The 26,151-nt window shown below is 59.4% G+C and carries 21 protein-coding genes and 1 pseudogene; 15 read left to right on the top strand and 7 right to left on the bottom strand.

Going from position 1 to position 26,151, the window contains the following annotated elements:
- The first annotated feature begins 69 nt into the window (after nucleotides 1-69).
- The 5 genes from rraA (at nucleotide 70) to ACZ889_RS24055 (ending at nucleotide 4,669) form a co-directional block, all read left to right on the top strand.
- Nucleotides 70-561 carry a ribonuclease E activity regulator RraA gene (rraA, locus tag ACZ889_RS24075; RefSeq protein ID WP_401082714.1) on the top strand — a complete coding sequence of 164 codons (492 nt, stop codon included), beginning with the start codon at nucleotides 70-72 and terminating at the stop codon, nucleotides 559-561.
- Nucleotides 561-1,220, top strand: a complete 660-nt coding sequence (locus ACZ889_RS24070; protein ID WP_476257881.1) for an aspartate/glutamate racemase family protein — start codon at nucleotides 561-563, stop codon at nucleotides 1,218-1,220. Before rraA ends, ACZ889_RS24070 begins: the two co-directional genes overlap by 1 nt.
- 131 nt (nucleotides 1,221-1,351) lie before the next feature.
- Entirely contained in the window at nucleotides 1,352-2,095 is a 744-nt protein-coding gene (gene phbB, locus ACZ889_RS24065; protein ID WP_110744477.1) for an acetoacetyl-CoA reductase, read from the top strand.
- Nucleotides 2,096-2,211: 116 nt separating this feature from the next.
- On the top strand, nucleotides 2,212-3,543 hold the full coding sequence (locus tag ACZ889_RS24060) for a CitMHS family transporter (protein ID WP_476257880.1): 1,332 nt from the start codon (nucleotides 2,212-2,214) through the stop codon (nucleotides 3,541-3,543).
- Between the two features lie 70 nt (nucleotides 3,544-3,613).
- Complete coding sequence (locus ACZ889_RS24055; protein WP_476257879.1) at nucleotides 3,614-4,669, top strand: lactonase family protein; 1,056 nt, start codon at nucleotides 3,614-3,616, stop codon at nucleotides 4,667-4,669.
- On the opposite strand, the gene ACZ889_RS24050 is transcribed toward ACZ889_RS24055, so the two are convergent.
- Nucleotides 4,666-5,346, bottom strand: a complete 681-nt coding sequence (locus ACZ889_RS24050) for a LysR family transcriptional regulator substrate-binding protein (RefSeq protein ID WP_476258034.1) — start codon at nucleotides 5,344-5,346, stop codon at nucleotides 4,666-4,668. The two genes, ACZ889_RS24055 and ACZ889_RS24050, sit on opposite strands and share 4 nt — an antisense overlap.
- 39 nt (nucleotides 5,347-5,385) lie before the next feature.
- A pseudogene (locus tag ACZ889_RS24045) lies at nucleotides 5,386-5,556 on the bottom strand (LysR family transcriptional regulator); the annotation flags it as partial.
- 112 nt (nucleotides 5,557-5,668) lie between these two features.
- Between ACZ889_RS24045 and ACZ889_RS24040 the strand changes: the two are divergent.
- The 4 genes from ACZ889_RS24040 (at nucleotide 5,669) to ACZ889_RS24025 (ending at nucleotide 10,935) form a co-directional block, all read left to right on the top strand.
- Nucleotides 5,669-7,057 carry an MFS transporter gene (locus tag ACZ889_RS24040; protein WP_476258033.1) on the top strand — a complete coding sequence of 463 codons (1,389 nt, stop codon included), beginning with the start codon at nucleotides 5,669-5,671 and terminating at the stop codon, nucleotides 7,055-7,057.
- Between the two features lie 143 nt (nucleotides 7,058-7,200).
- Entirely contained in the window at nucleotides 7,201-7,944 is a 744-nt protein-coding gene (locus tag ACZ889_RS24035) for a gluconate 2-dehydrogenase subunit 3 family protein (RefSeq protein ID WP_476257878.1), read from the top strand.
- Between the two features lie 7 nt (nucleotides 7,945-7,951).
- Complete coding sequence (locus ACZ889_RS24030) at nucleotides 7,952-9,715, top strand: GMC family oxidoreductase (protein WP_259139479.1); 1,764 nt, start codon at nucleotides 7,952-7,954, stop codon at nucleotides 9,713-9,715.
- Nucleotides 9,712-10,935, top strand: coding sequence for a c-type cytochrome (locus ACZ889_RS24025; RefSeq protein WP_476257877.1), 1,224 nt, complete (start codon nucleotides 9,712-9,714; stop codon nucleotides 10,933-10,935). The genes ACZ889_RS24030 and ACZ889_RS24025 overlap by 4 nt, the downstream gene beginning before the upstream one ends.
- A gap of 37 nt (nucleotides 10,936-10,972) precedes the next feature.
- Here ACZ889_RS24025 and ACZ889_RS24020 read toward each other — a convergent pair whose 3' ends face one another.
- A complete protein-coding gene (locus ACZ889_RS24020; protein ID WP_476257876.1) occupies nucleotides 10,973-12,211 on the bottom strand; it encodes a lactonase family protein in 1,239 nt (412 codons plus the stop codon).
- Between the two features lie 223 nt (nucleotides 12,212-12,434).
- Between ACZ889_RS24020 and ACZ889_RS24015 the strand changes: the two genes are divergently transcribed.
- The 6 genes from ACZ889_RS24015 to ACZ889_RS23990 all read left to right on the top strand — a co-directional run bounded on the left by ACZ889_RS24015 (nucleotide 12,435) and on the right by ACZ889_RS23990 (nucleotide 20,883).
- On the top strand, nucleotides 12,435-13,325 hold the full coding sequence (locus ACZ889_RS24015; RefSeq protein ID WP_476257875.1) for a LysR substrate-binding domain-containing protein: 891 nt from the start codon (nucleotides 12,435-12,437) through the stop codon (nucleotides 13,323-13,325).
- Between the two features lie 189 nt (nucleotides 13,326-13,514).
- Nucleotides 13,515-16,187 (top strand): aconitate hydratase AcnA, encoded by a 2,673-nt coding sequence (gene acnA / locus ACZ889_RS24010; protein WP_476258032.1) that lies wholly within the window; start codon nucleotides 13,515-13,517, stop codon nucleotides 16,185-16,187.
- Nucleotides 16,188-16,308: 121 nt separating this feature from the next.
- Entirely contained in the window at nucleotides 16,309-17,361 is a 1,053-nt protein-coding gene (locus ACZ889_RS24005) for a lactonase family protein (RefSeq protein ID WP_476257874.1), read from the top strand.
- A 60-nt stretch (nucleotides 17,362-17,421) separates the two neighbouring features.
- Nucleotides 17,422-18,738, top strand: a complete 1,317-nt coding sequence (locus tag ACZ889_RS24000; RefSeq protein ID WP_476257873.1) for an MFS transporter — start codon at nucleotides 17,422-17,424, stop codon at nucleotides 18,736-18,738.
- 110 nt (nucleotides 18,739-18,848) lie between these two features.
- The gene (locus ACZ889_RS23995; RefSeq protein ID WP_476257872.1) at nucleotides 18,849-20,102 is read left to right on the top strand and encodes an OprD family porin; all 1,254 of its coding nucleotides are present in this window, start codon (nucleotides 18,849-18,851) and stop codon (nucleotides 20,100-20,102) included.
- Between the two features lie 55 nt (nucleotides 20,103-20,157).
- Nucleotides 20,158-20,883, top strand: coding sequence for a transporter substrate-binding domain-containing protein (locus ACZ889_RS23990; RefSeq protein ID WP_476257871.1), 726 nt, complete (start codon nucleotides 20,158-20,160; stop codon nucleotides 20,881-20,883).
- 327 nt (nucleotides 20,884-21,210) lie between these two features.
- On the opposite strand, the gene ACZ889_RS23985 is transcribed toward ACZ889_RS23990, so the two are convergent.
- Genes ACZ889_RS23985 through ACZ889_RS23970 form a run of 4 tightly spaced genes read right to left on the bottom strand, consistent with a single transcriptional unit; the run spans nucleotide 21,211 to nucleotide 26,102 of the window.
- Entirely contained in the window at nucleotides 21,211-22,251 is a 1,041-nt protein-coding gene (locus ACZ889_RS23985) for an AraC family transcriptional regulator (protein ID WP_476257870.1), read from the bottom strand.
- A 4-nt stretch (nucleotides 22,252-22,255) separates the two neighbouring features.
- A complete protein-coding gene (locus ACZ889_RS23980; protein ID WP_003247213.1) occupies nucleotides 22,256-23,374 on the bottom strand; it encodes a nitrilase-related carbon-nitrogen hydrolase in 1,119 nt (372 codons plus the stop codon).
- Nucleotides 23,374-23,496, bottom strand: coding sequence for a hypothetical protein (locus ACZ889_RS23975; protein ID WP_257645153.1), 123 nt, complete (start codon nucleotides 23,494-23,496; stop codon nucleotides 23,374-23,376). The genes ACZ889_RS23980 and ACZ889_RS23975 overlap by 1 nt, the downstream gene beginning before the upstream one ends.
- A 50-nt stretch (nucleotides 23,497-23,546) precedes the next feature.
- Nucleotides 23,547-26,102, bottom strand: a complete 2,556-nt coding sequence (locus ACZ889_RS23970) for a fimbria/pilus outer membrane usher protein (RefSeq protein WP_476257869.1) — start codon at nucleotides 26,100-26,102, stop codon at nucleotides 23,547-23,549.
- Nucleotides 26,103-26,151: the final 49 nt, after the last annotated feature.

The raw sequence follows: 26,151 nt of genomic DNA, 5'->3' as shown, positions 1-26,151 counted from the left end.
TGCATTTTATTGCATGTAAAACCAATATATGCAACATTTGTTTTGTCTAAACCTAGCGAAGGGGCTGCAATGAGCATCAAGACCACCGATCTGTGCGATGAGTTTGGCGCGAGTGCCAGAGTGCTTCTGCCGATTTTCCAGGACCTGGGCGGCAAACCTGACTTTCAGGGCCCGGCAGTCACGGTCAAGTGCTTCGAAGACAACTCGCGCATCAAGGAGCTGAGCTGCCAGGCCGGCGCGGGGAGGGTGTTGGTAGTGGATGGCGGCGGTAGCGACCGTTGTGCACTGTTTGGCGATCACATCGCCGAGGACCTGGTACGCAATGGCTGGGCGGGCGTGCTGGTGTACGGCTATGTGCGCGACAAGGCGGTCCTGCGCACTTTGCCGATCGCTATCAAGGCGCTGGGGGTGACCCCGGCCAAGTCGACCAAGCGCAATGAAGGCCAGGTTGGGCTGAGCGTGACGATTGCCGGCCAAACCATTGCCGATGGCGATCAGCTCTTTGCAGATGACGACGGCGTGCTGGTGCTTGATGCATCGCGCGTCCAGGGAGCCGCATAATGGCGACCAAGCGTGTTTTCCTTATTCACGCCACGCCAGTGGCGGTTGCGCCTATCAACGAAGCTTTTGCACGTTTGTGGCCTGAGGCCGAGCTGTGCAATTTGCTCGAAGATTCGCTGTCGCGCGATTTGCGAAGCGCAGGTTCCGTCACGGATGCACTGAAGCAGCGCTTTATGGCGCTTGCACGCTATGCGCGCGAGGCGGGCGCGGACGGGATCCTGTTCACCTGCTCGGCGTTCGGTGAAGCGATCAATGCGTGCAAAGCCAGCTTGGATATTCCTGTCCTGAAACCCAACGAGGCAATGCTCGAGGACGCCTTGCAATACGGTGATCGGGTGGCGCTGCTGGCGACCTTCGCCCCGGCTATCGACTCGATATCCGAGGAACTGCACGAGGCAGCCGCGGCACGAGGCAAAAAATTGACCTTGCAACACGCCGTCTCGCCTCGGGCCATAGAAGCACTTCATCAAGGAGATGCGGCGCGCCATGATCAGTTGATCAGTGAAATGGTCCCGCCGCTCGCTGACGTCGATGTGATCTGTTTTGCTCAGTTTTCCATGACATCGGCCGCCTCGGCTTGTGCGGCCTTAACCGAGACGCCTGTGTTGACCACTCCGGACAGTGCGGTTTTGAAGCTCAAGCGGCTGTTGCAATCCTAAATAGCGACATATTGCACTTGTATTTACTGAAATGCAGATGCAAAGTGTGGGTCGTGCTTGCCAGGGGCATCCGCGCGTTCATGCGCGCATGCCCTCAGGCCCTCCGCGATATGAGAATAGAGGGGTGATTCATGACTAAACGCGTAGCTTACGTAACAGCCGGTATGGGCGGATTGGGTACCGCTATCTGCCAACGGCTGTACCGCGACGGTTTTACGGTAATCGTAGGCTGTGGCCCGGACTCCCCACACAAGGCAGACTGGCTTGCGGAGCAGCACCGAAGGGGCTTCGATTTCATTCCCTCGGAGGGCAATGTGGCCGACTGGCAGTCATGTGAGGCGGCCTTTGATCGCATCAAGCGCGAGATTGGGCCCGTCGATGTGCTGGTCAATAATGCAGGCACCGCTTGTAACGTAGTTTTTCGTGACATGCAGCCCGGGGATTGGGCGACAGTCATCGACACCAACCTCAACTCACTGTTCAACGTCACCAAGCAGGTGATTGAGGACATGGTTGCCAATGGATGGGGGCGGGTGATCAATATCTCCTCAGTCAACGCCCAGATTGGCCAAGTAGGCCAGGTCAATTACTCGACGGCAAAGTCCGCCATTCGTGGATTTACCCGGGCGCTTGCCCGTGAGGTCGGGGCGAGGGGCGTCACGGTAAACACGGTTTCTCCCGGTTACATTGCCACTCCCAAGCTCAAAGCGATCACCAGCACGACGCATATGGATCGCATCGTCCATGAGATCCCAGCGCGCCGGCTGGGCGCTCCAGAAGAAATTGCCGCGATCTGCTCCTGGCTTGCATCTGACGAATCGGCCTATGCCAATGGAGCGGACTTCTCGATCAATGGTGGCCTGCATATGAGCTGATCCACTTTGCAGCGATTAATCTACAGCTGCCGTTCACACGCTATCGCTGCTGCCCTTGATGCGCCTCACCGCGCTGACTCACAACAATAATTGTATTTTAAGTCAAGGTGATACAAATGCTGTCATTTCTCGGATACGGCATGATCGTGACCTTCATGGCCCTGATCATGACCAAGCGCCTTTCGCCCCTGGTGGCCATGACCACCGTACCGATCGTCTTCGCGTTGATTGCCGGCTTCGGGCCGGACATGGGCGACATGATGATCGAGGGCCTGCGCAAGGTCGCGCCGACTGCGATCATGGTGATGTTCGCCATCCTCTACTTCGGCCTGATGTTCGACACTGGGCTGTTCGACCCAATCATCAAGAAGTTCATCAAGCTGATTGGCGGGGACCCGATGAAAGCGGTGGTGTTCGCCGCGCTGCTGGCAGGTCTGGTGTCGCTGGACGGTGACGGCTCGACCACCTACATGATCACGGTCACTGCGATGCTGCCGTTGTTCAAGCGGATGAGGCTTGACCCTCTGGCACTGACCTGCGTGGTAATTCTGGCTGCCAGTGTGACCAACCTGCTGCCATGGGGTGGGCCGCTCGCTCGTGCCGCTGCTTCCTTGCAAGTCGATACAGCAGACCTGTTCTTGCCGTTGATTCCGACACTCATCATCAGTTTCCTGGGTGTGCTGCTGCTTGCATGGTTCATTGGTACCCGTGAGCGGCAACGGCTGGGCAGGCTCCCACAATCGCTGGGCTCGGCGGCCACTACCTTTGATGATGGCGACGGTGATGGCACCCCGGCATTGTCGGAGGAAAACGCCGAACTGCGTCGGCCCAAGCTATTTTGGCTCAACGCTGCACTGACCATTGCCTTGATGGCTGGCCTGGTCATGGAACTGTTGCCGCTGGCGATCCTGTTCATGGTGGCGTTCTCGATTGCGCTGGTAATCAACTACCCGCACATGCAGGATCAGCGCCGGCGTATCTCCGCGCATGCGCCTACGGCCTTGAACCAGATCGCGATCTTCCTGGCTGCCGGTATCCTGGCGGGCATTCTGTCGGGGACCGGCATGGTCGATGCAATGTCCAAGAGCTTCCTGAGCATGCTGCCGGCGGAATGGGGCCCTTATATGGCACCTATCACTGCATTGGCGAGCATTCCAGGCACGTTCTTCATGTCTAACGATGCCTTCTACTACGGCGTGTTGCCCGTGCTGGCCAAGGCCGCCGAGGTCTATGGCATCACCCACGCCGAGATCGGTCGGGCTTCGTTGGTCGGGCAACCGGTGCACTTGCTCAGCCCGTTGGTGGCATCGACTTACCTGCTGTGTGGGTTGGCCGGGGTCGAGTTCAGTGACCATCAGAAGTACACCCTGAAGTGGGCCTTTGCCCTGTGCCTGGTGATCATGCTGGTCAGCATGGCCTTTGGCTTGTTCCCTTGGCGTGCTGCCTGACAGCAGGCGAGCAAACGGCGATCCTGGATCGCCGTTTCTTTAGGCTCTGATTAACTGAACAGGGGCGCTTATGTTTGCCTATGTAGGATCCCGCACCACTGAAGAACGCAACGCGCGCGGCATCGGTATCAGCGTTTACCGGCTGGATCAGGAGCGAGGTGTGTTGGAGCTGATTCAGCAAGTAGAGGATCTGGTTAATCCCTCGTTCCTGGCTGTAAATCGAGCGGGTGACCGTTTGTACACCGTGCATGGGGACCGTAGTGACGTCAGCGCTTTCAAAATCGACAATGCTAGCGGTTACCTGAAACTGCTCAATTCCCAGTGTTGCGAAGGCAAGAACCCCGTCCACCTCGCGCTGTCTGCGGATGAGCGGCATCTGGTGGTTTCCAACCACATCACAGGAACTTTGGCTGTGATGGAGGTTGACGATCAGGGCGCGCTTGGGTCGGTGGTACAACTCGTCGCCTTGGACGGGCCCCCAGGCCCACATCGTACGGAACAACCTTTTCCCAAGCCGCATTTCAATCTCTTCGACCCCACCGGCCAGTTTGTGCTGGTGCCAGACAAGGGGCTTGATCGAATCTTCAGCTTCCGATTCGAACAAGGACGCCTGACCCCGGCCGAGCAGCCGTTTGTGATCACTCGCGAAAATGCGGGCCCTCGGCATATTGCACTGCATCCGAATCTGCCTTGTGCATATGCCGTAAATGAACTCGACTCCAGCGTCACCACTTATGATTACGATGCGCAAACAGGCGGATTACAGGCCAGGCAGATACTCAGCCTGTTGCCGGAATACTTCACTGGGAACAGCCGTGCCTCGGAGGTCGAAGTTGACCGTACTGGCCGTTTCCTTTATGCATCGAACCGTGGGTATGACAGCATTGTGATGTTCGCCATCGATCAGGTTACCGGCTGGCTGAAGCTTATCGACTGGGTCCCAAGTGGCGGTGCTACTCCGCGGTTCTTTTCGTTGACGCCGAATGGTCGTTTCCTGTTCGCGCTTAACGAGGACAGTGACACCCTCGAGGCTTTCGAGGTCTGCCAAGAGAGTGGCCGCCTGTCCGCCACCGGGCATGTGACCCACACCGGTAGCCCCGTTTGTATGGTGTTCGTCGGCGACTAGCGGCGCGGTTGGACCGGCATAGGCTTGCCAGTAACGAACTCGATGAAGCGCCTGTTGGCCAAGGAAAGGTGCTCATCTGCTCGCCAACATAAACTGAACTGCAAATGCTGGGGCGTTTCGAACGGCACGCTAATCAGGTTGCCAACGGCGTGAAGGTTGGATTTGAACACCGTTGTCGCACCTAGACCCCGCAGTGCGGCCTGTAGCACCAATGGGGCGTCATTGCTCTGCAACACGGTGCAAAACGCAACCCTGTGCTGTTTGCAGTATTCATCGAGCATCAGGCGTTGCGCGAAACGTCCATCGAGCACCGCCATGGGCAGGCCCTGCAAGTGTTCGGCAGAGACAGCATCCAGCTTGGCCAGTGGGTGATCAGGCAGTACGCATAGCACAAGCTCGTCGGCATCGACCACGGCCGATTGCCAGTGCGGCTTGACCCTGCGGGCATTCATCAACGCGACGTCGATGTCGCGTGACTCAAGCCGCCAGTCCACCTCTTGGCCGCCTCCTTCAAACGCCTTGAAACGCACGCCCGGATACTGGGCGTGAAACTGCTCGAGCCACATCGGCAGGCGGCCCATACCGAACATGGGCGCAAATCCCAGTCTCACCTCGCCGCTTTGCAAATTGGCCAGTGAGGTCAGTTCCTGGCGGGCTGCTGCCAATTCCTGAAGCATGAGGTCGACCCGCTCGAGAAACCTTGCGCCCTCTGCTGTGGCTGTCACCCCGCGAACACTGCGGTCAAACAGTGGCACCCCTAGCTCATGCTCAAGCCGAGCGACTGCCATGCTGAGGGCCGATTGTGCAACGTGCGAATGCTGTGCGGCACGAGTGAAACTGCCGGTGCGAGCGACTTCGACTGCGTATTTGAGGGCTTTCAGGTTCATTGTATTAGCGGGTGTTCACAACAAAAATAGATGGCTAACCTTACATAAAAGAATTTTCCATTCCAATTAGTGGTGGCTAATCTCGGTCAATTCGACGTGAGTACTGGACGCCCTGAGCATGACTCGATCAACCCAAATCGCTTTTCTGGTAGCCGCTACGTTCTTCATGGAGAACCTGGATGCGACGGTGATCGTCACTGCGCTACCGGAAATGGCTCGTAGCTTTGCCATCCGCCCGGTAGACCTGAGCATCGGGATGAGCAGCTATCTCCTGGCGATGGCAGCGTTCATTCCACTTAGCGGGTGGGTTGCCGATCGACTGGGGGCGCGTACGACCTTCGCTGCCGCTATTGCCGCATTTACCTTGGCGTCGTTGTTGTGCGGGCTGAGCTACAGCCTAGAAACATTTGTTGTTGCGCGTGTCATGCAGGGTATTAGTGGAGCGTTGATGGTTCCAGTCGGCCGTTTGGCCGTGCTGCGCGCCACTGACAAGAAGGACCTGGTAAGAACCATAGGCTACATCACCGTACCGGGCTTGGTAGCGCCAGTGCTGGGGCCCCCGGTTGGCGCTTTGATGGTCACACATGCCACCTGGCCCTGGATCTTCTATTTGAATATTCCCTTCGGCATCATCGCGTTCATCTTCGCATGCTACCTGATCGACAATCATCGCTCCGAGCGCCGCATGCCATTCGACTGGACTGGCTTCATTCTGTTGTCAGGCACTTGTGTTGCCTTGTTGGCAGGGTTTGAAATGTTAGGTCACGCGGCCGGACTGTCGTGGTCTGGCGCATGGATCATTGTCGCTGCAATGCTGCTTGCGGCGCTGAGTGTGTGGCATCTGCGCAAGGCCCCGTTTCCGCTGCTTAAACTCGATGCGCTGGGCGTGCAGACCTTTCGGCTGACCTTTTTCAGCGGCTCTTTGTACCGGGTCTGCATCAGCAGTTTGCCGTTCCTGTTGCCCTTGATGTTCCAGCTCGCCTTCGGTCTGTCGGCGCTAACCGCCGGCAGCCTGATGATCGCGGTCTTTGCTGGCAACCTGGCAATGAAAGCTGTCACTACTGCGGTGCTCAAGCGATGGGGTTTCCGGCAGGTATTGCTATTGAATGGTTGGCTGGGCGTTCTCTGTATCGGTGGTTGTGCGCTGCTCGAGCCGTCTACCAGCCATGAGCTGGTAGTTGCATGGCTTTTCATCGGCGGCCTGTCTCGTTCGCTACAGTTTACGGCCTACAACAATGTTGGATTCTCCGAGATATCCACGACTGGGATGCGGGATGCTTCCACACTCTTCAGTATGGCTTTCCAGCTCAGCATGGGTCTGGGGATCGCGGTTGGAGCGCTGATTTTGCGGTTCGCCATGCTGCTCCATGAAAACGTCGGAGTGGAAACGGCTGCGGACTTCCAGTTTGCATTTCTGTTGGTTGCGCTGCTGGCAGCGGTTGCAACGGGTGCCAGCTGGACACTTCGTCGAGATGCTGGAGCTTCCGTAATACAGGGGTGATAGTGGATGGCGGGATGAAGCAGTAATGACCGCCACTGCGAAGCGGTTCATCGTAAAAAGCAATTTTCATCTTATTTTTGTATTTTGGTGTTACAAAAAACATTACCATGCCGGCCGCTCGTGATTCGTCCTGAGAGGCCTGAATGAATCCTACATCTCCTGGTATCACCCGCCGTCAGCTCCTGGGGGCCGGCACGCTGATTGCGGTGAGCTCATCTTTCACCCATGCCGCCACCATCGTCGGTGGTCAACCATTGCCTTGGGCGCCAAACGCTTCAGACCCGCCTGCGGACATCGATCCGCATAATTGGACGTTCTTCACCGGGCACGAACAGCAGTTGGTTGAAGCCATTGTTGAGACACTCATCCCGGCCGATGAAATGAGCATGAGCGGTAAAGAGGCCGGCTGTGCCATCTACATTGACCGCCAGATGTCTGGCCCTCAGGGGCAAGGGGCGCGCATGTACTTGCAGGGGCCCTTTGCCAAAGGGCTGCCAACCCAAGGTCCGCAATCACCGTTGACGCCTGCGGAGCAGATGCGGGCTGGGTTGACGTCGCTCGAAAAACACTGTCAGGGAGCCTTCGGTAAGACGTTCGCCCAGTTGTCGGGGCACGATCGAGAGGCGCTGCTCAGCGGCCTGGAAAGCGGCCATGTGGAACTGCCCGATGGTGTGCAAGGCGCGGCGTTTTTCGAGGTGCTGCTGTCGCGCACTATGGAAGGCTTTTTCGCCGATCCCATCTATGGCGGAAACCGCGACATGGTCAGCTGGAAAATGATTGGTTATCCCGGTGCTCGTTACGACTACCTGGACTGGATCGACAAGCATGGCCAGACGTATCCGAACCCTCCCGTAAGTATTTCCGGCCGCCCAGACTGGAAGGTGTAAGAGTCAAATGATCAAGTTACCCAAAAAAGACGTGGCAATCGTTGGTCTGGGCTGGTGCGGTTCGATCATGGCGATCGAGATGGCCGAAGCAGGCCTTGAAGTCATTGCCTTCGAGCGTGGCCCGTGGCGCGACACCGGTACCGACTTCAATCCGGGATATGTACAGGATGAACTGCGTTATGTGATCCAGCAGGAGTTGATGATCACTGCTGCCGAAGACACCTATACCTTCCGTAACGCGTATGACCAGACTGCCTTGCCGATGCGCGAATATGGCTCGTTCTTGCTGGGCACCGGCCTGGGCGGCTCCGGCGCCCACTGGAGCGGGCTGACGTGGCGCTACAACCCCAGCGACTTTGTGCTGCGTTCGCATCTGACCGAGCGCTATGGTGCCAAAGCCATCCCCAAGGACTTGCTGATCCGCGACTGGGGTATCACTTACGACGAACTTGAACCGTTCTATGACAAGTTCGAAAAAATGGCAGGTATTGGTGGCAAGGCCGGTATGCTCAACGGCCACTATCAACCCGGCGGCAACCCGTTCGAAGGCAACCGCTCGAGTGAGTTTCCGTTGCCGCCGATGGCAATGACCTACGCGCCGACGCTGTTCGCCGAAGCAGCTGCGAAGATGGGACTGCGTCCGTTTCCGACGCCCAGCGGCAACGCATCGCAGGTGTACACCAACCCCTATGGCGTGACCATGGCGCCATGTACTTACTGTGGCTACTGTTCGCGTTGCGGTTGCGCCAACTATTCCAAATCCACCCCGCAGACCAACATCATTCCCGCGCTGATGCGTCGGCGCAATTTCACCGCCCAGGTTCAGTCAGAGGTGTTGCAGATCAAGCTGGATGCCTCGGGCAAACGCGCGGTGGGGGTCATCTACGTCGATGCCAGTGGCCAGCATTATGAGCAACCGGCGGACCTGGTCATTCTGACGGCGTTCTCGGTACCCAACGTGCGCCTGCTCTTCGCATCCGGCATTGGCACGCCGTATGACCCTATCAGCGAGAGAGGCCTCATCGGAAAGAATTACGCCTACCAGACCAACTCTGCGGTCCAGGCATTCTTCGATGACAAAAACTTCAATCCCTTCATCGCGGGAGGCGGAGTAGGTCAGGCATGCGACGAATACAACGGCGACAACTTCGATCACTCCGGGTTGGGGTTCTTTGGTGGTGCCTGCATCATGTCCAACGTCACAAGCGGTTGGCCGATCAGCAACCGGATGACTCCTCCAGGCACGCCCCGCTGGGGCAGTAAGTGGAAGGTAGCGACCCAGAAGCATTACCTCAGCACCACCGTGGTTCGCACCCAGGGCAGTTCGTACCCGACCCGCTCGAACTACCTCGGCATAGACCCGACCTACAAGGACCGCCACGGTCGGCCAATGATGCAACTGACGTTCGACTTCCCGGACAACGACTTGAAAATGTCGAGCTTCGTCACCGACAAGGCCGCCGATGTGGCGCGTGCGATGGGTGCTCGGCAGATAGTCGCAAAGCCGGCCAAGGGGCCTTACAACATTGTACCGTTCCAGAGCACCCACAATACCGGTGGCGCGATCATGGGCGACAACCCACGCGAAAGTGTGGTCAACAAGTACTTGCAATGCTGGGACGTTCCAAACCTGTTCGTGATCGGCGGATCAGCCTTCCCGCAAAATGCGGGTTATAACCCTACCGCCACGGTTGGCGCGCTGGCTTACTGGGCTGCGAATGCTATCCGGACACAGTATCTGAAGAACCCTGGCCCGTTGGTGCACGCATGAACAGGTCAGCTACTGCAGCGCTAGCTGTGTCCCTGATGTGGGTGCCTGCTGGCCCTGCCCAAAGCGCGTTGTTCCCGACCATCGAGAAAGGCCGCTACCTGACAACCGTGGGTGACTGCACCGCCTGCCATACTGCCGAACACGGCGCTGTGATGGCGGGAGGCAAAGCAATCGAAACGCCTTTTGGCAAACTGGTCGCCCCCAACCTTACGCCTGATCGTGAGACAGGCATTGGTGCCTGGACCGATGAGCAGTTCATACAGGCTCTGCAGAAGGGTATCGGGCACAGAGGCGAATTGTTGTACGGCGCGTTCCCCTACACGGCGTACACCAAGGTCAAGCGTGAAGACCTGCTGGCCATTCGTGCCTACCTGGCAACTTTGCCGCCGGTGCGCAACAAGGTCGAGGCCAATCAGCTGCCGTTCCCGTTCAATGTGAGGACCAGCCTCTACGGTTGGAACATGATGTTCTTCAAGGAAGGTGAGTACAAACCTGACCCGAACAAGAGCGAACAGTGGAACCGCGGCGCATACCTGGCCGAGGGCCTTGCACACTGCGGTACCTGCCACAACTCCAAGAATCTGCTGGGCGGTGATACCTCGGGTGGACACCTGCAGGGTTACACGCTGCAGGGCTGGGTCGCGCCGACCATTACCGGAGATGCCTACCGCGGGGTTGGCGCCTGGACCAACGCAGAGCTGGTCGAGTACCTCAAGACCGGTCGCAATCGTTACTCGGCGGCTTCTGGACCTATGGGGGAGGTTGTGATGCATTCCACCCAGTTCATGCGGCATGAAGACCTGGCCGCGATCGCCACCTACATCAAGAGCCTGGATGCTGGGCTGGAGGCGCCCAAGCAAGTGGATCAGAAGACATCGTCGATGGTGGTGGGCAAGGCGCTTTATGCCGACAACTGCTCGGCATGTCACATGGCCAATGGTGAAGGTGTACCGAAGTTGTTCCCCTCTTTACGTAATGCAGGCGCGGTACTCGCACAGGACCCGGCCACAGTGCTGCGTGTAGTGCTGGACGGGGCGCAGGCGGTTGCTACCGATGCGGCACCGACGGGCCCATCCATGCCGTCGTTCGCATGGCGTCTTGATGACAGCCAAGTGGCTGCTGTGGCGACCTACATCCGCAATACCTGGGATAACGCCGCCCCTGCTGTTACCACTCAACAGGCGCGGGCAGTTCGCGAACAGCTGGCTAACGAGCGATGAATGAACTGAGCCCCGCAGCAGCGGGGCTCGGTCATTTTCAGATATCCATCCACAGCAGCGATTTGCGTTCATCATCCATTTCGTACTTGCGCACGAACTGGAGCTTGCCACTATTCTCGATACGGAAAACCGCCAGGTTCGAGCGGCGCTTGCGTAGCTCGCCGTGATCCTTCACCCATTGCGTCATCTGGTTGGCCACGATCAGCAATTTGCCAGAGGGATCGACCTTCATGGTGCGTGCTTCGATGCCTTGACCATCGATGACCTGAATGCGATGAGGTTCACCCGTGCGCTGGTCGATGGCAAACACCGCGATGTTGTTCTCTCCGCCATTGTTCACTCGTTTACCCTCATGCTCGGTGGCGGCATCCGCACGGTTGCTCACGTAAAGGAAGCGTCCATTCGGCGAGAGTTGGATCACACCGCCTCTTTGACGAGGCGTTTCGAGATTGCTCAGGTGCTCAAGGGTATCCTTTTTGAAGCTAGGCGCTTGCTGCAACGCTCCGTCAGCCTTGAGCTTGTACATATAGAGTTTACTGCCGCGTTCCATGGCCACGTAAGCCCATGGTTGGCTAGGGTGGTAGGCCAGGTGCCTCGGGCCAATCCCTGGGTCGACCGCCGCAACTGAAACCTTGTGCAGCAAACCCTGTTCATCCAGCGCAAATGTGTTCACGCTGCCTGGCTGGTCTGGTACCTGCTTGACCGCGTCATTGCCGCGAGCCAGGGCTATCACGAAGCGGTCATTGGGGGTGAAGGTCACCTGATGTGTGAAAATGCCTGCCTGGGGCACCTGCCCCTGTGGGACTGCTGGGCTGACGCTGCCGTCCGCTTTGATCGGATGCACGCTGAGGGTAGAGGATTGGTTATAGGCAACCACCGCAAATCGGTCTTGCCGATCCAGTCCCAGGTTGATCGGCCGTTCCGGTAGGGCGATGACGTCCCCGACCGCTGTCAGTTCCCCGGATGCTTTGTTGATGCTGAATGCCTGCAAGACATGGGTATCACCCTTGGCGCCCAAGGTGCCGTTCCCGGCGTTGCTGGAAACCACATACAGCATGCTGCCTTTGGCATTCTTCACGCCAAATTGCAGGTTTGCCGGAACCTTGGTTTCACTGATCAACTGCAACTCGCCCGCACTGGGATCGACACGGTATCCCAGCACTCTCTCTCCTAGGCTTGCATAGAGCAGCTCTGATTGTTGCTGTGAAGAAGATGCGGCGGTTGATACCACAGGCAGTGACGCTGTCAGCACCAGTGCGAAAAGGGTTTTTTTCATGGTCTGCTCGGCTTTCGTTATTGTGATTGGCCGTTCCATTGAACGGTGCTTAACATTGTATTTAAAGTTATTAAAAAGCAATAATGAAGATTCGAGCAATCATCTGACGCGTGACCGGCGTCAGGTCTGCAGCATGAAGTGTTTCTCGTGCGTAGGTCCGCCATTTCGGGGAGGATGTGATACGAAATCGGCGATTGGAGCGCCCAGCCAGCTCGGAGACGAAATGCGATACGATTTGACAAGCCTTGATGTTTTTATTGCTGTTGCAGAAACGCAAAACCTCACTCATGCCGCGAACCTTCGGCACCTGGCTGTTTCTGCGGTCAGCAAGCGCATCAGCGAACTGGAGGACCTTACCGGGGCGCCATTGCTTATCCGTCATGCACGTGGCGTAGAGCTGACCCCGGCCGGGCAGTCATTGCTTTTTTACGCCCGACAGGTTCGGCAAACGCTGCAAAACCTTGATGCCGAGCTGGGGGAGTTTTCCGAAGGGGTCAAGGGGCACATACGTATTCACGCTATCACTTCTGCGTTATCTCAATTTCTACCCACGGATATCACAGCATTCGCCGCGCTCTATCCTTTGATTCGTTTCGACATTCAGGAGCGAGTGGGGGCCGACGTGGTGAGCGCAGTGGCGGAGGGCCGCGCTGACATTGGGGTTATCGCATCGCAAACCGCTTCCAGAGGTTTGCAAACGGTGCCTTATCGCACCGATGAATTGGTCGTGGTAGTGCCGGGCGCGCATGCCCTGGCGTCCTCTGCAAGCATAAGGTTCGCTGAAGTCTTGCAGTACGAGATGGTCGGCCCGCACCGTGAAAGTTCCATGTATGGCCTGCTGACTCAGCAGGCAGAGGCTTTGAATATGCCGCTCAAGCTGCGAATCCGAATCAGCAGTTTTGATTGCATCTGTCGAATGGTGGCCGCTGGCATGGGCATCGCGGTGCTGCCGCGGTCCGTAGTGAAGCCCTATCAGCGAAGCCTCAAACTGAAGGTCCTGCGCCTGGACGAAGCCTGGGCCGTACGCGCATTGTTGCTGGTCTTGCAGAGTTACGATGCCGCTGCGCCAACCTTACGCACGTTCGTCGACAACATTCGCAGTGAGGCAGGCTAGCTTTAGCCCGCACCCTGGTACTGCTGACCCCATCACCCGATCAATCCACTTGAGCAGCGTTCTCCAATGGAGAACGCTGCCATGGCAATTCATCAATTTTCATCCGGTGGGCCAACCACTAGCATCGCCCCATCACCAGCATCGGTCAGCCGATGCTGTCACAACGATAAGACGCAGAGCGATACGAGCATGACCAAGACTGCCCGCGACCTGATGAGCAACCTGGAGATCGACCAGGCCCGATTCGCCTATGTTGATTTGAAGAAGTTGCTGAGCCCAGCCCAATTGCAGCGCCTGCCCTACTCAATCCGTATTCTTCTGGAGAACGTGGCCCGTTGCACGCCCGAAGCGCTCGCATCAGTACTGGCTAGAGCCACGGGGCAGGGACCAGATTGCGAAGTGCCGTTCCAGCCGAACCGGCTGATGTTCCATGACACCACCTGTCTGCCGGCTTTGGCTGACTTTGCAGGTATGCGCGATGTAGTTGCCGAGCTCGGTGGTGACCCCAGCGCTATGAACCCGCTGATTCCCGCCGTGCTGACCATTGACCACTCAGTAATTGTCGAAAGCTATGCCGACGCCAATGCGGTCGAGCAGAACCTTGATATCGATTTCCGCCGTAACAGTGAACGTTATCGTTTCATCAAGTGGGCGCAAAAGAGCCTGGACAACTTCGGTGTGATTCCCCCAGGCACCGGTATCATCCATCAGATGAACATGGAAGCCTTGGCTACGGTCGTGTGGGAAAGCCGCACCGAAGATGGCCAGCGCTTGTTGCACCCCGATGACATGGTCGCGACGGACAGCCATACACCTATGATCAACGCCATCGGTGTTCTGGGGTGGGGTGTTGGCGGCCTCGAAGGGCAGGCGGCGATGGTTGGTGAGCCGGTACCTATCAGCTTTCCCAAGGTGATTGGCCTGCGTGTGACCAACGCGCTGCGCCCAGGTGTTACCGCGACGGATTTGTCATTGCATGTCGCTGAGATCCTGCGCAAGCGTTCGGTGGTCGGCAAGTTCGTAGAATTCACCGGTCCAGGCCTGTCGAACGTTGGGTGGGCCGCGCGTGGCACGGTGTCGAACATGGCCCCGGAGTATGGCGCTACGGTAGTGTTCTTCCCCTTCGACACCCAGACGCTCGACTACATGCAGCTTACCGGCCGCTCTTCAGCGCTCTGTCAGCAGGCGGCCACATACATGAGTGCGCAAAACCTGTATCGCAGTGATGAACTGCCGGAGCCGGAGTTCGATGAACTGATCGAACTGGACCTGGCCAGCATCGAGCCAAGCGTTGCAGGACCTTACCAGCCGCATCAGCGTCAACCGCTGTCGTGCTCGGGCGACTCATTCCGTAAGGAAGTCCTGGGCGGCGGCAACCTTATCGCCGGGCCATCCTCTGAGCAGTACTTCGAGCCCACATTCGCAGAACCGATCACGCATGGCGCCGTGGTTATCTCGGCAATTACCAGTTGCACCAATACGGCCAACCCGGCGCAGATGATCCAAGCCGGCTTACTGGCCCGAAAGGCACGTCGCCTGGGCCTGCAACGCAAGCCCTGGGTCAAGACTTCCTTGTCGCCAGGCTCCCAGGTCGTCTCCGACTATCTGGCTGAAGCTGACCTGCTGCAGGATTTTTCTGCTCTAGGCTTCGATCTTGCCGGCTTTGGCTGCATGACCTGTATCGGCAACTCGGGCAAGCTGGAAGAGCATGTCGAGGTGTTCGCCGATCAAGGCCTGAAGGGCGTGGTCGTACTGTCCGGTAATCGTAATTTCGAAGGTCGGGTGAACCCTAAGGTCCCCGCGGGTTACCTTGCCTCGCCCGCGTTGTGCGTGGCCTTTGCGATCGCCGGTACCATCGAGATCGACCTGACGCGTGAACCTTTAGGTTATGACTCAGCAGAGAATCCGGTCTATCTGCACGACTTGCTGCCCAGCGATGAAGAAGTGGCTGTGCTGGCCGCGAAAGTGGTGAAGCCGGAGTTCTTCCAACAGCGGCTGGCTACGGTGTGGGAAGGTACTCATCACTGGCAGGCGCTGTCCGCAGAGGGCAGTGTCCAGTTCCCTTGGGACCCTCGCTCGACTTATCTTCGCCGTCCGCAATACCTGGCTGACATCCAGGCTGAACCAAATTCTAGCCTGGCGATTCAGGGCGCTCGTGCCCTCATGGTGCTTGGGGACAACGTTACCACCGACCATATTTCGCCCGCCGGTGCCATCCCTGCCGATAGCCTTGCAGGCCAGTGGCTGCTGGAGCGCGGTGAGGATCCACAAGACCTGAACCAATATTCCACTCGCCGCAGTAACCACGAAGTCATGCTGCGTGGAGCTTTCACCAACAAGTCGGTGAAAAACCGTCTGGTCGGTGAGCAGCAGCCTGGCGTCGGCGCTTGGGCCTGGAATGCGGACCACAGCAAGTGCTTGCCCCTGTACGAAGCCGCCCAGAGTTACGCGGGTACGCCGATGATTGTCTTCGCAGGCATCAACTACGGCGCCGGTTCCAGCCGCGACTGGGCAGCCAAGGCGCAGGCCCTGCTTGGGGTGAAAGCTGTGGTAGCCCGCAGTATCGAGCGCATCCACCGCAGTAATCTGATCGGCATGGGCGTGTTGCCCCTGTTGTTCCAGGACGGGCAGGGCGCAGACGATCTACAACTGATCGGCACTGAGCAATTCGATTTGGTGGGTCTGGATGAGCTGGTCGTTGGCGATAACCGTGTTCGCCTGGAGATAGTCCGTGAGGGTGGCGTTCGCGATCAGATCGAGCTGATTGCTCGCCTGGATTCGCTGCAGGAACTGCGCTACCTGACTAACGGCGGGGTGCTGCCGTACGTGATCCGAAAAGTGGTCAAACGGACTCGCGGCTAACCCGCCAAGCACTGGTGTAACGACTCCGGCGGCGGCAGCAATGCTGCCGCACAGGGTACTGCTGCCTGCCAAAAGGCTGGTGCCCGCTTGAAAACGCATTTGCAAACGGGAGAACAACCCTATGTACGCCTATGTCGGCTCGCGGACCACCCGCGAGCGTAACGCCCGGGGTGATGGCATCACGGTCTATCGCCTGGATCAGCAGGCCGGTACGTTGGAGCAGGTACAGGTCGTCACTGATCTGGTCAACCCTTCCTTCCTTACCCTCAACCGTGCCGGAGACCGGTTGTATACCGTTCACGGCGACTGCAGCGAAGTCAGCGCCTTCAGCGTCGACAAGGCCAGTGGGACCTTGACCTTCCTCAACCGCCAGAGCTGCGAGGGCAAGAACCCGGTGCACCTGGCGCTGGACCCAAGCGAGCGCTTCATGGTGGTGTCCAACCACATCACCGGCACCTTGGCCGTGCTGAATGTGGCCGAAAACGGCGCGCTGGGCAGTGTCAACCATTTGCTCACACTTGACGGCCCAGTCGGCCCGCACCGCGTCGAACAGCCGTTCGCCAAGCCGCATTTCAATCCGTTCGATGCGTCCGGCAACTTTGTCCTGGTACCGGACAAGGGGCTCGATCGAGTGTTCAGCTTCCGCTTCGACAACGGCAGGTTGCATCCTGCCGAGCAACCCTTCATTGCTGCGCGTGAAGGTGCCGGCCCGCGCCACATTGCAATGCATCCCAAGGCGGGGTTCGCCTATGTGATCAACGAGTTGGACTCCAGTGTCACCAGCTATCGTTTCGACCCACATAGCGGCGCGCTACAGCCGATCCAGGTGCTCCCTTCATTGCCCGCAAGCTACACCGGCAACAGCCGCGCTTCGGAAATTGAAATCGACCGTAGCGGGCGTTTCCTCTACGCCTCGAATCGCGGTTACGACAGCATCGCGGTATACGCCATCGACCAGGTCAGTGGGCTGCTCAGCCCGGTCGAGTTCGTTCCCACCGAAGGCAAGACGCCGCGCTTCTTCACCCTGACACCTGATCAGCGCTTTCTGTTCGCGCTCAATGAAGACAGCGACAGCATCGTCTCGTTTGCAGTCGACCCGTGCAGTGGTGCACTCAGCAAGACCGGCTTCTCGGTTTCGACCGGAAGTCCGGTGTGCATGATCTTTTCTGCCTGACACCCGTTACAACGATAACAATTAAGGGACGGGCTACGGTCCGTTCCAGATGAGGTCCTTATGAACAACAACAATACTGTCGACGAGCAGGCGATTGTCCGCAAGGTGACCTTGCGCATCATCCCGTTCATGTTCCTGCTGTACATCGTGTCCTATCTTGACCGCGCCAACATCGGCTATGCCGCGCTAGAGATGAACAAGGAGCTGGCGTTGACCAGCGAAGCCTTCGGTTTCATTTCCGGAATCTTCTTCATCGGTTACTTCCTGTTCGAAGTGCCCAGCAACGTCATGCTCAACAAGTTTGGTGCGCGGGTGTGGATTGCTCGCATTCTGGTGACCTGGGGCGTCATCGCCGCAGCCACGGCGTTTGCCCAGACGGCCAACCAGCTCTATGTACTGCGGTTCTTCCTCGGCGTAGCCGAGGCGGGCTTCTTTCCGGGCGTGATCGTCTACCTCACCTATTGGTTCCGCTCGCGTGAGCTGGCCACCACGGTGGCGCTGTTCACCGCGGCGATTCCGGTGAGCTACATCATCGGCGCACCGCTTTCGACCTGGATCATGGACAACATCAAGTGGCTCGACTGGAGCGGCTGGCGCTGGATGCTGTTCCTCGAAGGCGTGCCTGCCGTGTTCCTGGGCATTGCCTGCTTCTTCTTCCTGACCGACAAACCCGAGCAGGCCAAATGGCTGACCTCGCAGGAAAAAGAGTGGCTGCTGGCCGAGCTTGAACGCGACCGCCAGAGCCGCAAGAACGTCAAGCGCCTGGGTGTGTTCAAGACCATGGTCAACAAAAAGGTGCTGTACCTCGCGTTCATTTACTTCGTTTATCAGTGCGGTAGCCTGGGCGTCGGTTACTGGATGCCGCAGATCATCAAGGGCTTCTCCAGCGACCTGACCCATACCCAGATCGGCCTGATCGCGATGCTGCCGTATATCGTTGCAACCGCGGCGATGATTATCTGGTCGCGCAGTTCTGATCGGCGCAACGAGCGCAAGATGCACTCGGCCATCCCCCTTGCAATCGCTGCACTGGGCCTAGTCGGCGCCGGCATGCTAGCCAGCCCGATTGCTTCGATGGCGATGATCTGTGTTGCGCTGTCTGGGTTGTACAGTTTCAAGTCGCCGTTCTGGGCGCTGCCGACACTGTTCCTCGACCGCGCCACCGCTGCAGTATCCATTGCGGTGATCAACTCGATCGGCAACCTCGGTGGTTTTGTTGGTCCGTCGATGATTGGCGTAGTCAAGGGTAACAGCCAGAGCGCGGCCACAGGCCTGCTGTTCCTCAGTGCGCTGCTGCTCATCGCGTTCCTGATGACAGCGCTGATGCGGGTCAATAACAAAGAGCCGGATCAACCGATGGCAGCTTCTGCACATTGATCGTGGGGGCTGCCACGCGGCCCCCATCCGCCGGACTCCTTTGCACTTCTCCAAGCCCGGACTGAGCGTCCAGGCCGGGCATTCCTGTGTTAACCAAACGGAACCGCCAGATGCACAACAACAAGAACATCCTGCGCACTCTGATTACCCTGTCACCTTGCGTGCTCGCCGGTACTGCTGACGCAGGGGGCTTTGTCGAAGACAGCAAGCTCAACCTGCAGATGTCCAACTATTACTTCAACCGTGATTTTCGTGACGGCACTGGCCAGTCCAAGCGGGAGGAATGGGCTCAAGGGTTTCTGCTCGACTTCCGCTCGGGCTATACCCCAGGCACCGTAGGCTTTGGCCTTGATGCTCTGGGCATGCTAGGTATCAAGCTTGACTCGAGCCCCGACCGTGCAGGCTCCGGTTTGCTGCCGGTGCATGACAACGGCCGCGCCGCCAATGAGTTCACCCGCCTGGGCCTGACGGCCAAGGTCAAGATGGCCGAAACCGAACTCAAGTACGGCACCCTGATTCCCAAGTTGCCGACAGTGCAAGCCAACACTGGCCGTATCTTGCCACAGACCTTCGAGGGCGGGCTGCTGACCAGCAACGAGATCGCTGGCCTGACCGTGACCGGTGCACGCTTGGACCGGGTGACCGATCGCGACTCGAGCGACGCCCAGAAGATCAGCCTGAACAACAAGAACCGCCGCTTTGCCGGTGCTGTCGAAGGCGACGAATACTGGGTCGGCGGCGCCGACTACGCGGTGAGCAAGGCGCTGACCCTAAGCTACCAGTACGCCGAACTTGAGGATGTGTACCGTCAGAACTTTTTCGGCATCGGCCATACGTGGAGCATTGGCCCGGGTAAGCTCAAGAGCGACCTGCGCTACATGCTCAGCGATGACGCCGGCAATGCTCGCGGCGGTGCGATCGACAGCGGCGCGCTCAGCGGCCTGTTCACCTACAGCCTGGGCGGCCATGCGCTGGGCCTAGGCCTGCAGAAAATGAACGGCGATACCTCAATGCCATTTCTCGACGGCACCGATCCCTACCTGGCCAACTACATCCAGATCAATGATTTCGCCGAACCCGGCGAGCGCTCGTGGCAGCTGCGTTACGATTACAATTTCGCCGCGGTTGGCATCCCGGGGCTGACCTTCATGACACGCTACGTCAAGGGTGATCAAGCCGATGCCGCTACGCGTGGCGATGAAGGTCGCGAGTGGGAGCGCAACACCGATATCGCCTATGTGTTCCAGTCCGGCGCGCTGAAGAATGTCGGTGTGCGCTGGCGCAACGCAGTCTATCGTTCCAATTTCGCCCGTGGCGCAGATGAAAACCGTCTGATCGTTTCGTATACCTTGCCGGTTTGGTGACGTTTTTGCCGACATGGCTGGGAAAAGTATCACACGACTTCTATAGGAGACCTGCATGAACACTATCGCCACCAGCGTCCTCAAAGATCTGGCCCCTGACGGCACCCTGCGCGTCGCGATCAACCTCGGCAACCCGGTGTTGGCCCAGCTAGGCTCGACGGGCGAGCCGCAGGGTGTATCCGTAGCCCTGGCCAAGGCTTTGGCCGAAGAGCTGGGTGTCACCTTGCACATGCGCACTTTCGATGCTGCGGGAAAAGTCTTTGCTGCACTGGAAGAAGGGGCTTGGAACTTGGCGTTTCTGGCCATCGAACCCGTGCGTGAGGCGCAAATCGCGTTCAGTGAGCCCTATGTGCTGATCGAGGGTACCTATCTGGTCAAGCGAGAAGCACCGTTCCAGCACGTTGACGAGCTGGACCGGCCTGGCCTTCGCCTGGCTGTGGGGAAAGGTGCAGCCTATGACCTGTATCTCACGCGCACGCTGCAGCATGCCGGGCTGGTCCGGGCTGAAACTTCTGCCGGCGCAGTGGACCTCTTTATCGAGGGCGATCTGGATGCTGCTGCAGGCGTACGTCAGCCGCTGGAAAGGGTCGCCGCCAGTGATCAACGCTATCGCGTGCTTGACGGTGCATTCACGTCGATCCGGCAAGCCATGGCCGTACCTCGCGGACGTGAAGCAGGCGCCGCCTATGTGCGCAATTTTGTCGAGCGCCGTCTTGCCGAGGGCTTCGTCCGCGGCGCGTTGCTCGCTAGCGGACAGACAGACGTCAGTGCTCCCCGCTGAGCGTTGCCGGAACGCATGGCGCAGCCGAGAAACCGCTTACCGATCTTGAATGCCCATGTCGATCCGCTGAGGGGGAAATTAGGCAGAACCTGCATATGAAAACTTTGTCCTAGTATGCATAGAGCGCAGAGATCTAACGGTTGCTACGTACCAGATCATAAGCTTGTCATCATTCCTTCATGCCACCTGCTTAGCTTGAAGGCGACACCTACGAAGACAAAATGAGTAAAGAGGACGCAGGGCTATGGATGAATACCAGGAAGAACTACTCGAAACCCAGGCTTACGAACTGGACACCCCGGAACCGGCTGACGACGCCACCGAGCTTTAACCTGCGCGTCGCTGGCTGCGGCGGAACTCCCCCGGTGTAAGGCCCGTCCAGCGCTTGAATGCGCGCTGGAAGGCCTCTGCCGAAGCGAAACCCAACAGAAAGGCAATCTCGCCGAACGCCAGCTCCGTATCGCGGATATAGGTCTCGGCCAGGTCGCGCCGTGTTTCATTGAGCAAATCCCGAAAGCGCGTGCCTTCCTCGGCCAGCTTACGGCGCAAGGTCCAGGTGGGTAGTTGCAGTTGCAGTGCCACTTCCTCCAGGTCCGGTTCGCGGCCGCCATTGAGCAGGGGTCCCAGCAGGTGGGTGATGCGCTCACCCAGGCTGCGGACCCTTGTGCGTTGCAGCATTTCTGCCTCGCACAGCTGCAACAGGTGCTGCCAGGTACTTGGGCAATGCCCTGGATTGGCCAGTTGCAAGGTGGCGCGGCTCAGACGCAGCTGATTGCCGTCGGCGGCGAACTGCACAGGCGTGCTGCAGAGCGGTTGATAGCGCGCGGCATAGGAGGGTGCGGCAAACTCGATCTCCAGGCGTTCAGCCTGCACTGGGGTGCCGGCAAGGTCGGTCAACTGGGCCAGCCAGCCGGCCAGCAGTGAGTCGACCACAAAGCGGTTGTAGTCGTTATACGGGCTGATGGAGTAGAAGCGCAGCCAGGCGCCCTGGGCATCTTCCACAAAGCGGGAACGGCCACGGTAGTTGGCCGCGTAAAGCGGCTCGAAGCGCAGCAGGGTGCGCGCCGCCTCACCCAAGGTGGGGGCCTGGGCCGCGGTGACCCCGGCCAGGCCAGCATGCGCCAGACGGCTCAGGCGCCCCATACGCAGGCCTAGAGCAGCCTCGCCGCTCATTTCGATTGCCGCGTGGCCCAGATGCATGTAGCGGGGGATGGACAGGCGTGCGCCGGCTTCGCCCAGGCGTGTCGCGTCCAGGCCGTAGCGGCGCAGCAATGGTTCAGGGTCGTGGCCCAGCTCGCGCAGGGCTTCGCTCAAAGGCTGGACAAAACCAACCGACAGTTCGCCCAGGCGCACGCGGGGGCGGGCCATGGGCTTACAGCCACACATTCAGCAGGCGGGCACCTGGGCTGGGAGGAGCGGCAAGCAACGCTCCCGACTGGCGGGCAAAGCCCTGGCCATCGCTGCCCTGTTCCCAGAACTGCCCGCGCATGAACACGCTCATACTGCTGATGTCGGTTCCGGCCACTTCGGTCAGGCGTTGCCAAGCCGCCTGTTCACTGACTTCGCCGCGCTGCAAGGCCAGCCCGGCGCTGGCATCCTGGTGGCGATTTCCCCGCCAGGGTGCTTGCCAGCTGCCCTTGCCACTGAGAAACGCTGGGTTGGCGATCAGTTGTACGGCTTGTTCAGTCAGTTGCTGGTGGTTTTCCGGGTACCAGCTGTCACTGCCCACCAGTATCCCCAGGCGCCCGGCCGGGGTCTGCACGACCTGCAGCGGGTGCTGGCGGCCGTCGTGGACGTAGCGGCGCATTTCACTGTCGGGATATTGCTGGCGCTGGGGCTGTCCCAGTAGCGAGCCGTCACCGGCAAACACCACACTGCTGTTGAACAGCGGGCCACGGCCGGTATGCAGTACGCCTTGTTTCACATAAGGTTCGGGCAGCACGATCGAACCGGCCACCAAGGTGACGCCAAATTCCTTGGCCAGGCCGCCGAACAGCTGCTGGTAGTCTGCGGCCATCTGCTCGGCCTTCATGCGCAAGTGCGCATCGGCGCGCCAGTCGTCGCCGTCAGCGCCAAGAACCGCGAGGCCATAGCGCAGCGGGTTGCTCAGTTCCAGCCATTGTTGGGCTTCGCGGCTCTGGGTAACTTGATACAGCTCGCTCTTCTCTCCGCGCGCCCACAGCCAGGTACCGATGTGTTCCGGCAGCACGACCACCGTGCGCGGGTTCACCAGGCCTTGGGCGCGGGCTTGCTCCAGATAGGCTGCGAGCTTGCGGTGCAGGCGTTGCAAGTTCTGATAGTCGCCCGGGTACAGCAGTGGTTCGACACCGAGCAGGTTGCCGTGCTCGCCCGGGACGCCATGGTTAAGCGCCAGTTCGATGCGCAGATCGGACAGGTAGTGGCCTTCCGGGCGCTGTTGGGTCCAGAAGCCATAGCCGCAGAGGGCGGCGATCATCACCAGCGCCAGGGCGCTTGCCAGGAGTTTTCGCATCAAGCGTGGGTATTCGCTAAAAATGGAGTGGCCATGCGGGAAATCAAGGACATGGTGCGGCCTTTTTCATCAGCATCGGAATCCTTGTTGCGCTGCCTTCTTGCAGAGTCGCGTTTGATCATACCAAAGCTACCGGGCGCTTATGAGCATTCTCTGTAGACAAGAGCGGGTGTCACGGCCGGCAAGCCAGGCGCTGACGTTCATAGTTAACTGCCTTGTCCCGTTCCGGAAGGTTGTAAGGTGCCGAACACTGGCGCTCACCCCACTTGATGGTCAGGCTGCCCTGGTCCTGTTCCAGGAGTAACAACGCCTTGCCGCTCGGGTCGGAAATTGCCAGTTGCTGGCCCGCGGCGTCCTCAACCGAGGCCCCGAACGGTATCAGTTGACCGCGCTCGTCGAACAGCTCGAACTGCACCCGACGCCCGCTCTTGCCGGTATAGCGGGCAAGCACCACGGCACCGCGGCGAGGCACCAACTGCTGGGTGGCATTGTCGATTTCGATGTCGCCCCCCAGGTCACTGGTGTCCAGGCTGATCCAGTTGACGCGATAGGGCTGGGCGCTGGGGATCACCGCATAGCCATTGTGCCCGGTCTCCACACCGCTATAGCTGCTGATCTTTGCACCCTTCACACCTGGCACTTCGGCCAGGGCGAAGGTCTCACTGAGCGACTGGCCGAGGTTGATGCCGCCCTGGTGGGCAACCACGGCGCCGGCAATGTTCAGGTTCTGCGAGTCGTAGCCGCGCCCTTGGCTATAGCCCAGGCTGATGTCGGCGACCGAAGTGCGGGTGTTCAGGTTGGCCGATGCCGAGCTGCCGCTGGTGCGGCTGTGGCCGCCCTGGATCGAGTAGAAGGTGTCGCTGGTCTCCGACAGGTAGCCGTTGATGCCGGCCTGGGTGGTGTCGTTTCCCTTCTGTGTGCTGGTGGTGACGAACGCCCGCGGTGCGCGGGCGCGGCTGCCGAGTGGGAACGATACCGACAGGTTGAGCTGGGTATCTTGCCCCGAAGGGCCTGAGTTCCCCAGCTCCTTGGTGCGGCTGACGTCCAGGTTGTAGGAGATCTCGCCCCAGTTGTTGCTGTATCCGGCGGTCAGGCTCTGCGAACCGCCGCGGTTCCAGTAGCGCTGGTCGGTGGCCGTCAGGTACAGGCTGCCGAACGCGCGGTTGCGGCCCAGGCTCTGGTTGATGGTCAGGTCGGTGCGGGTCTTGGAGTTGCCACTGCGCTTGATCGCGTTGGCGCTCAGGTCCTCGACATGCTGGGTGAGGGTACGGAAGCCCTCGGTGGAGTAGCGGTAGGCCGCGAGGGTAAAGTTGGTGTCGGTGCCGGTGAACGTCTTGGCGTAAAGCGCCCGCAAGCTGTTGCCCTGGGTGGTCTGGCCCTGGGCCTTGCTCGAGGAGTGGGTGACATCGAGCGAAAAGGCGCCCAGCAGTGTGTTCAGGCCGCTGCCCACGGCCATTGCCTTATAGTCTTGGGTGGCTTGCAGGCCAACGACGCCCGTCACGGTGTTGGTCAGGCCGTAAGCCAGCGTCGTACTGAGCATCTGCGGCGTGGTCAGGCCCTCCGTGTTGCTGTTGTAGCGTCCAGCGGACAGGCTGTACTTGACCTGACCGCCACGGACCATGAGCGGCAGGCTGGAGAAGGCCTGCACGGTGACCCGCCGACGGCCGTCGGCCTCGATGATGGTGACTTCCAGGTCGCCATTGGAGCCACTGGGGTAGATGTCGCTGATCTCGAACGGGCCGGGCGGTACGTTGGCGGTGTAGAGCACGTAGTTGTTCTGGCGAATCTCGACCCTGGCACTGGTCTGCGCCACGCCACGCACCACAGGTGCGTAGCCGCGCTCGCTGTCGGCGCGCATGCCTTCGTCCGAAGCCAGCTTCAGGCCCCGGTAGCGCACGCTGTCAAACAGGTCGGTGTCGCTGAAAATGTCACCGGCGCTGAACTGGCCTTTGAGCGCGGTCACGTCGTGCTGCACATAGCTGCGGTTGCTCTTGAAGGTGTCCGGCTGCCCGGTGCCGCTGCTGAAGTTCGATTCGTTGCGCAAGCGCCAGCTGCCCAGGTTGATGCCGTTGCGCAGGCTCAGGTTGTTGGCGATGCGGGTCTCGGCATCGCCGGCGCTGCGGCTGGTGTTGAACTGATAGTTCACGAACGCCGCAGACACCCCTGCGTCCCACAGTTGCGGGTCGACGTAGCCGCGCAGGCCGCGTTTCATGGCAACCTGCGGGATGCTGGCGGACAGGCGCAGGTGACCCGAGTCGTAGCTCAGGCTGGCCTGGTCGATCAGTGCGGCCAGGTCGTGGCAGGCCGAGGCGGTATCCAGGCGCCCCTGTGCCTTGAGCTTGTCCATGTCGATACCCAGCTGCTCGAGCAGTTCCAGGGTCAGGCAGGGTTCCACCCGCCCAGTCTGTGGGTGGCGGTTGAATTCGATGTCACGCCGGCCTACCAGCACTTCGTTGCTGTACAGGTCTACCCGGTAGTTGCCCGGCAGCACGCTGTTGGCCGACAGCAGCATTTGCAGGTCGACCGCCGATTGCGCGCCCTGCAGAAAGGTGGTGTTGAAGCCCTGCAGGTGGGCGGCGTCCTGCGCCGATGCAAGGCTGGGCAGCGCGGTGCAGATGACCAATGACAGGGCGTTGAGCTTCCAGGCCGGACGAAGCGTGCCGCCACTGAACGCGTGCGCGCCTGCATCGGCTCCCTCGACGGGGTGGGGGGCGATGGACAGAGACATACCAGAAACCTATTTCATATCCCGGCACGGGCTGGGCACGGGGAGGCCG

This window comes from Pseudomonas sp. TE3895 (assembly GCF_056278855.1).
This window is presented reverse-complemented; position numbering and strand designations above follow the sequence as displayed.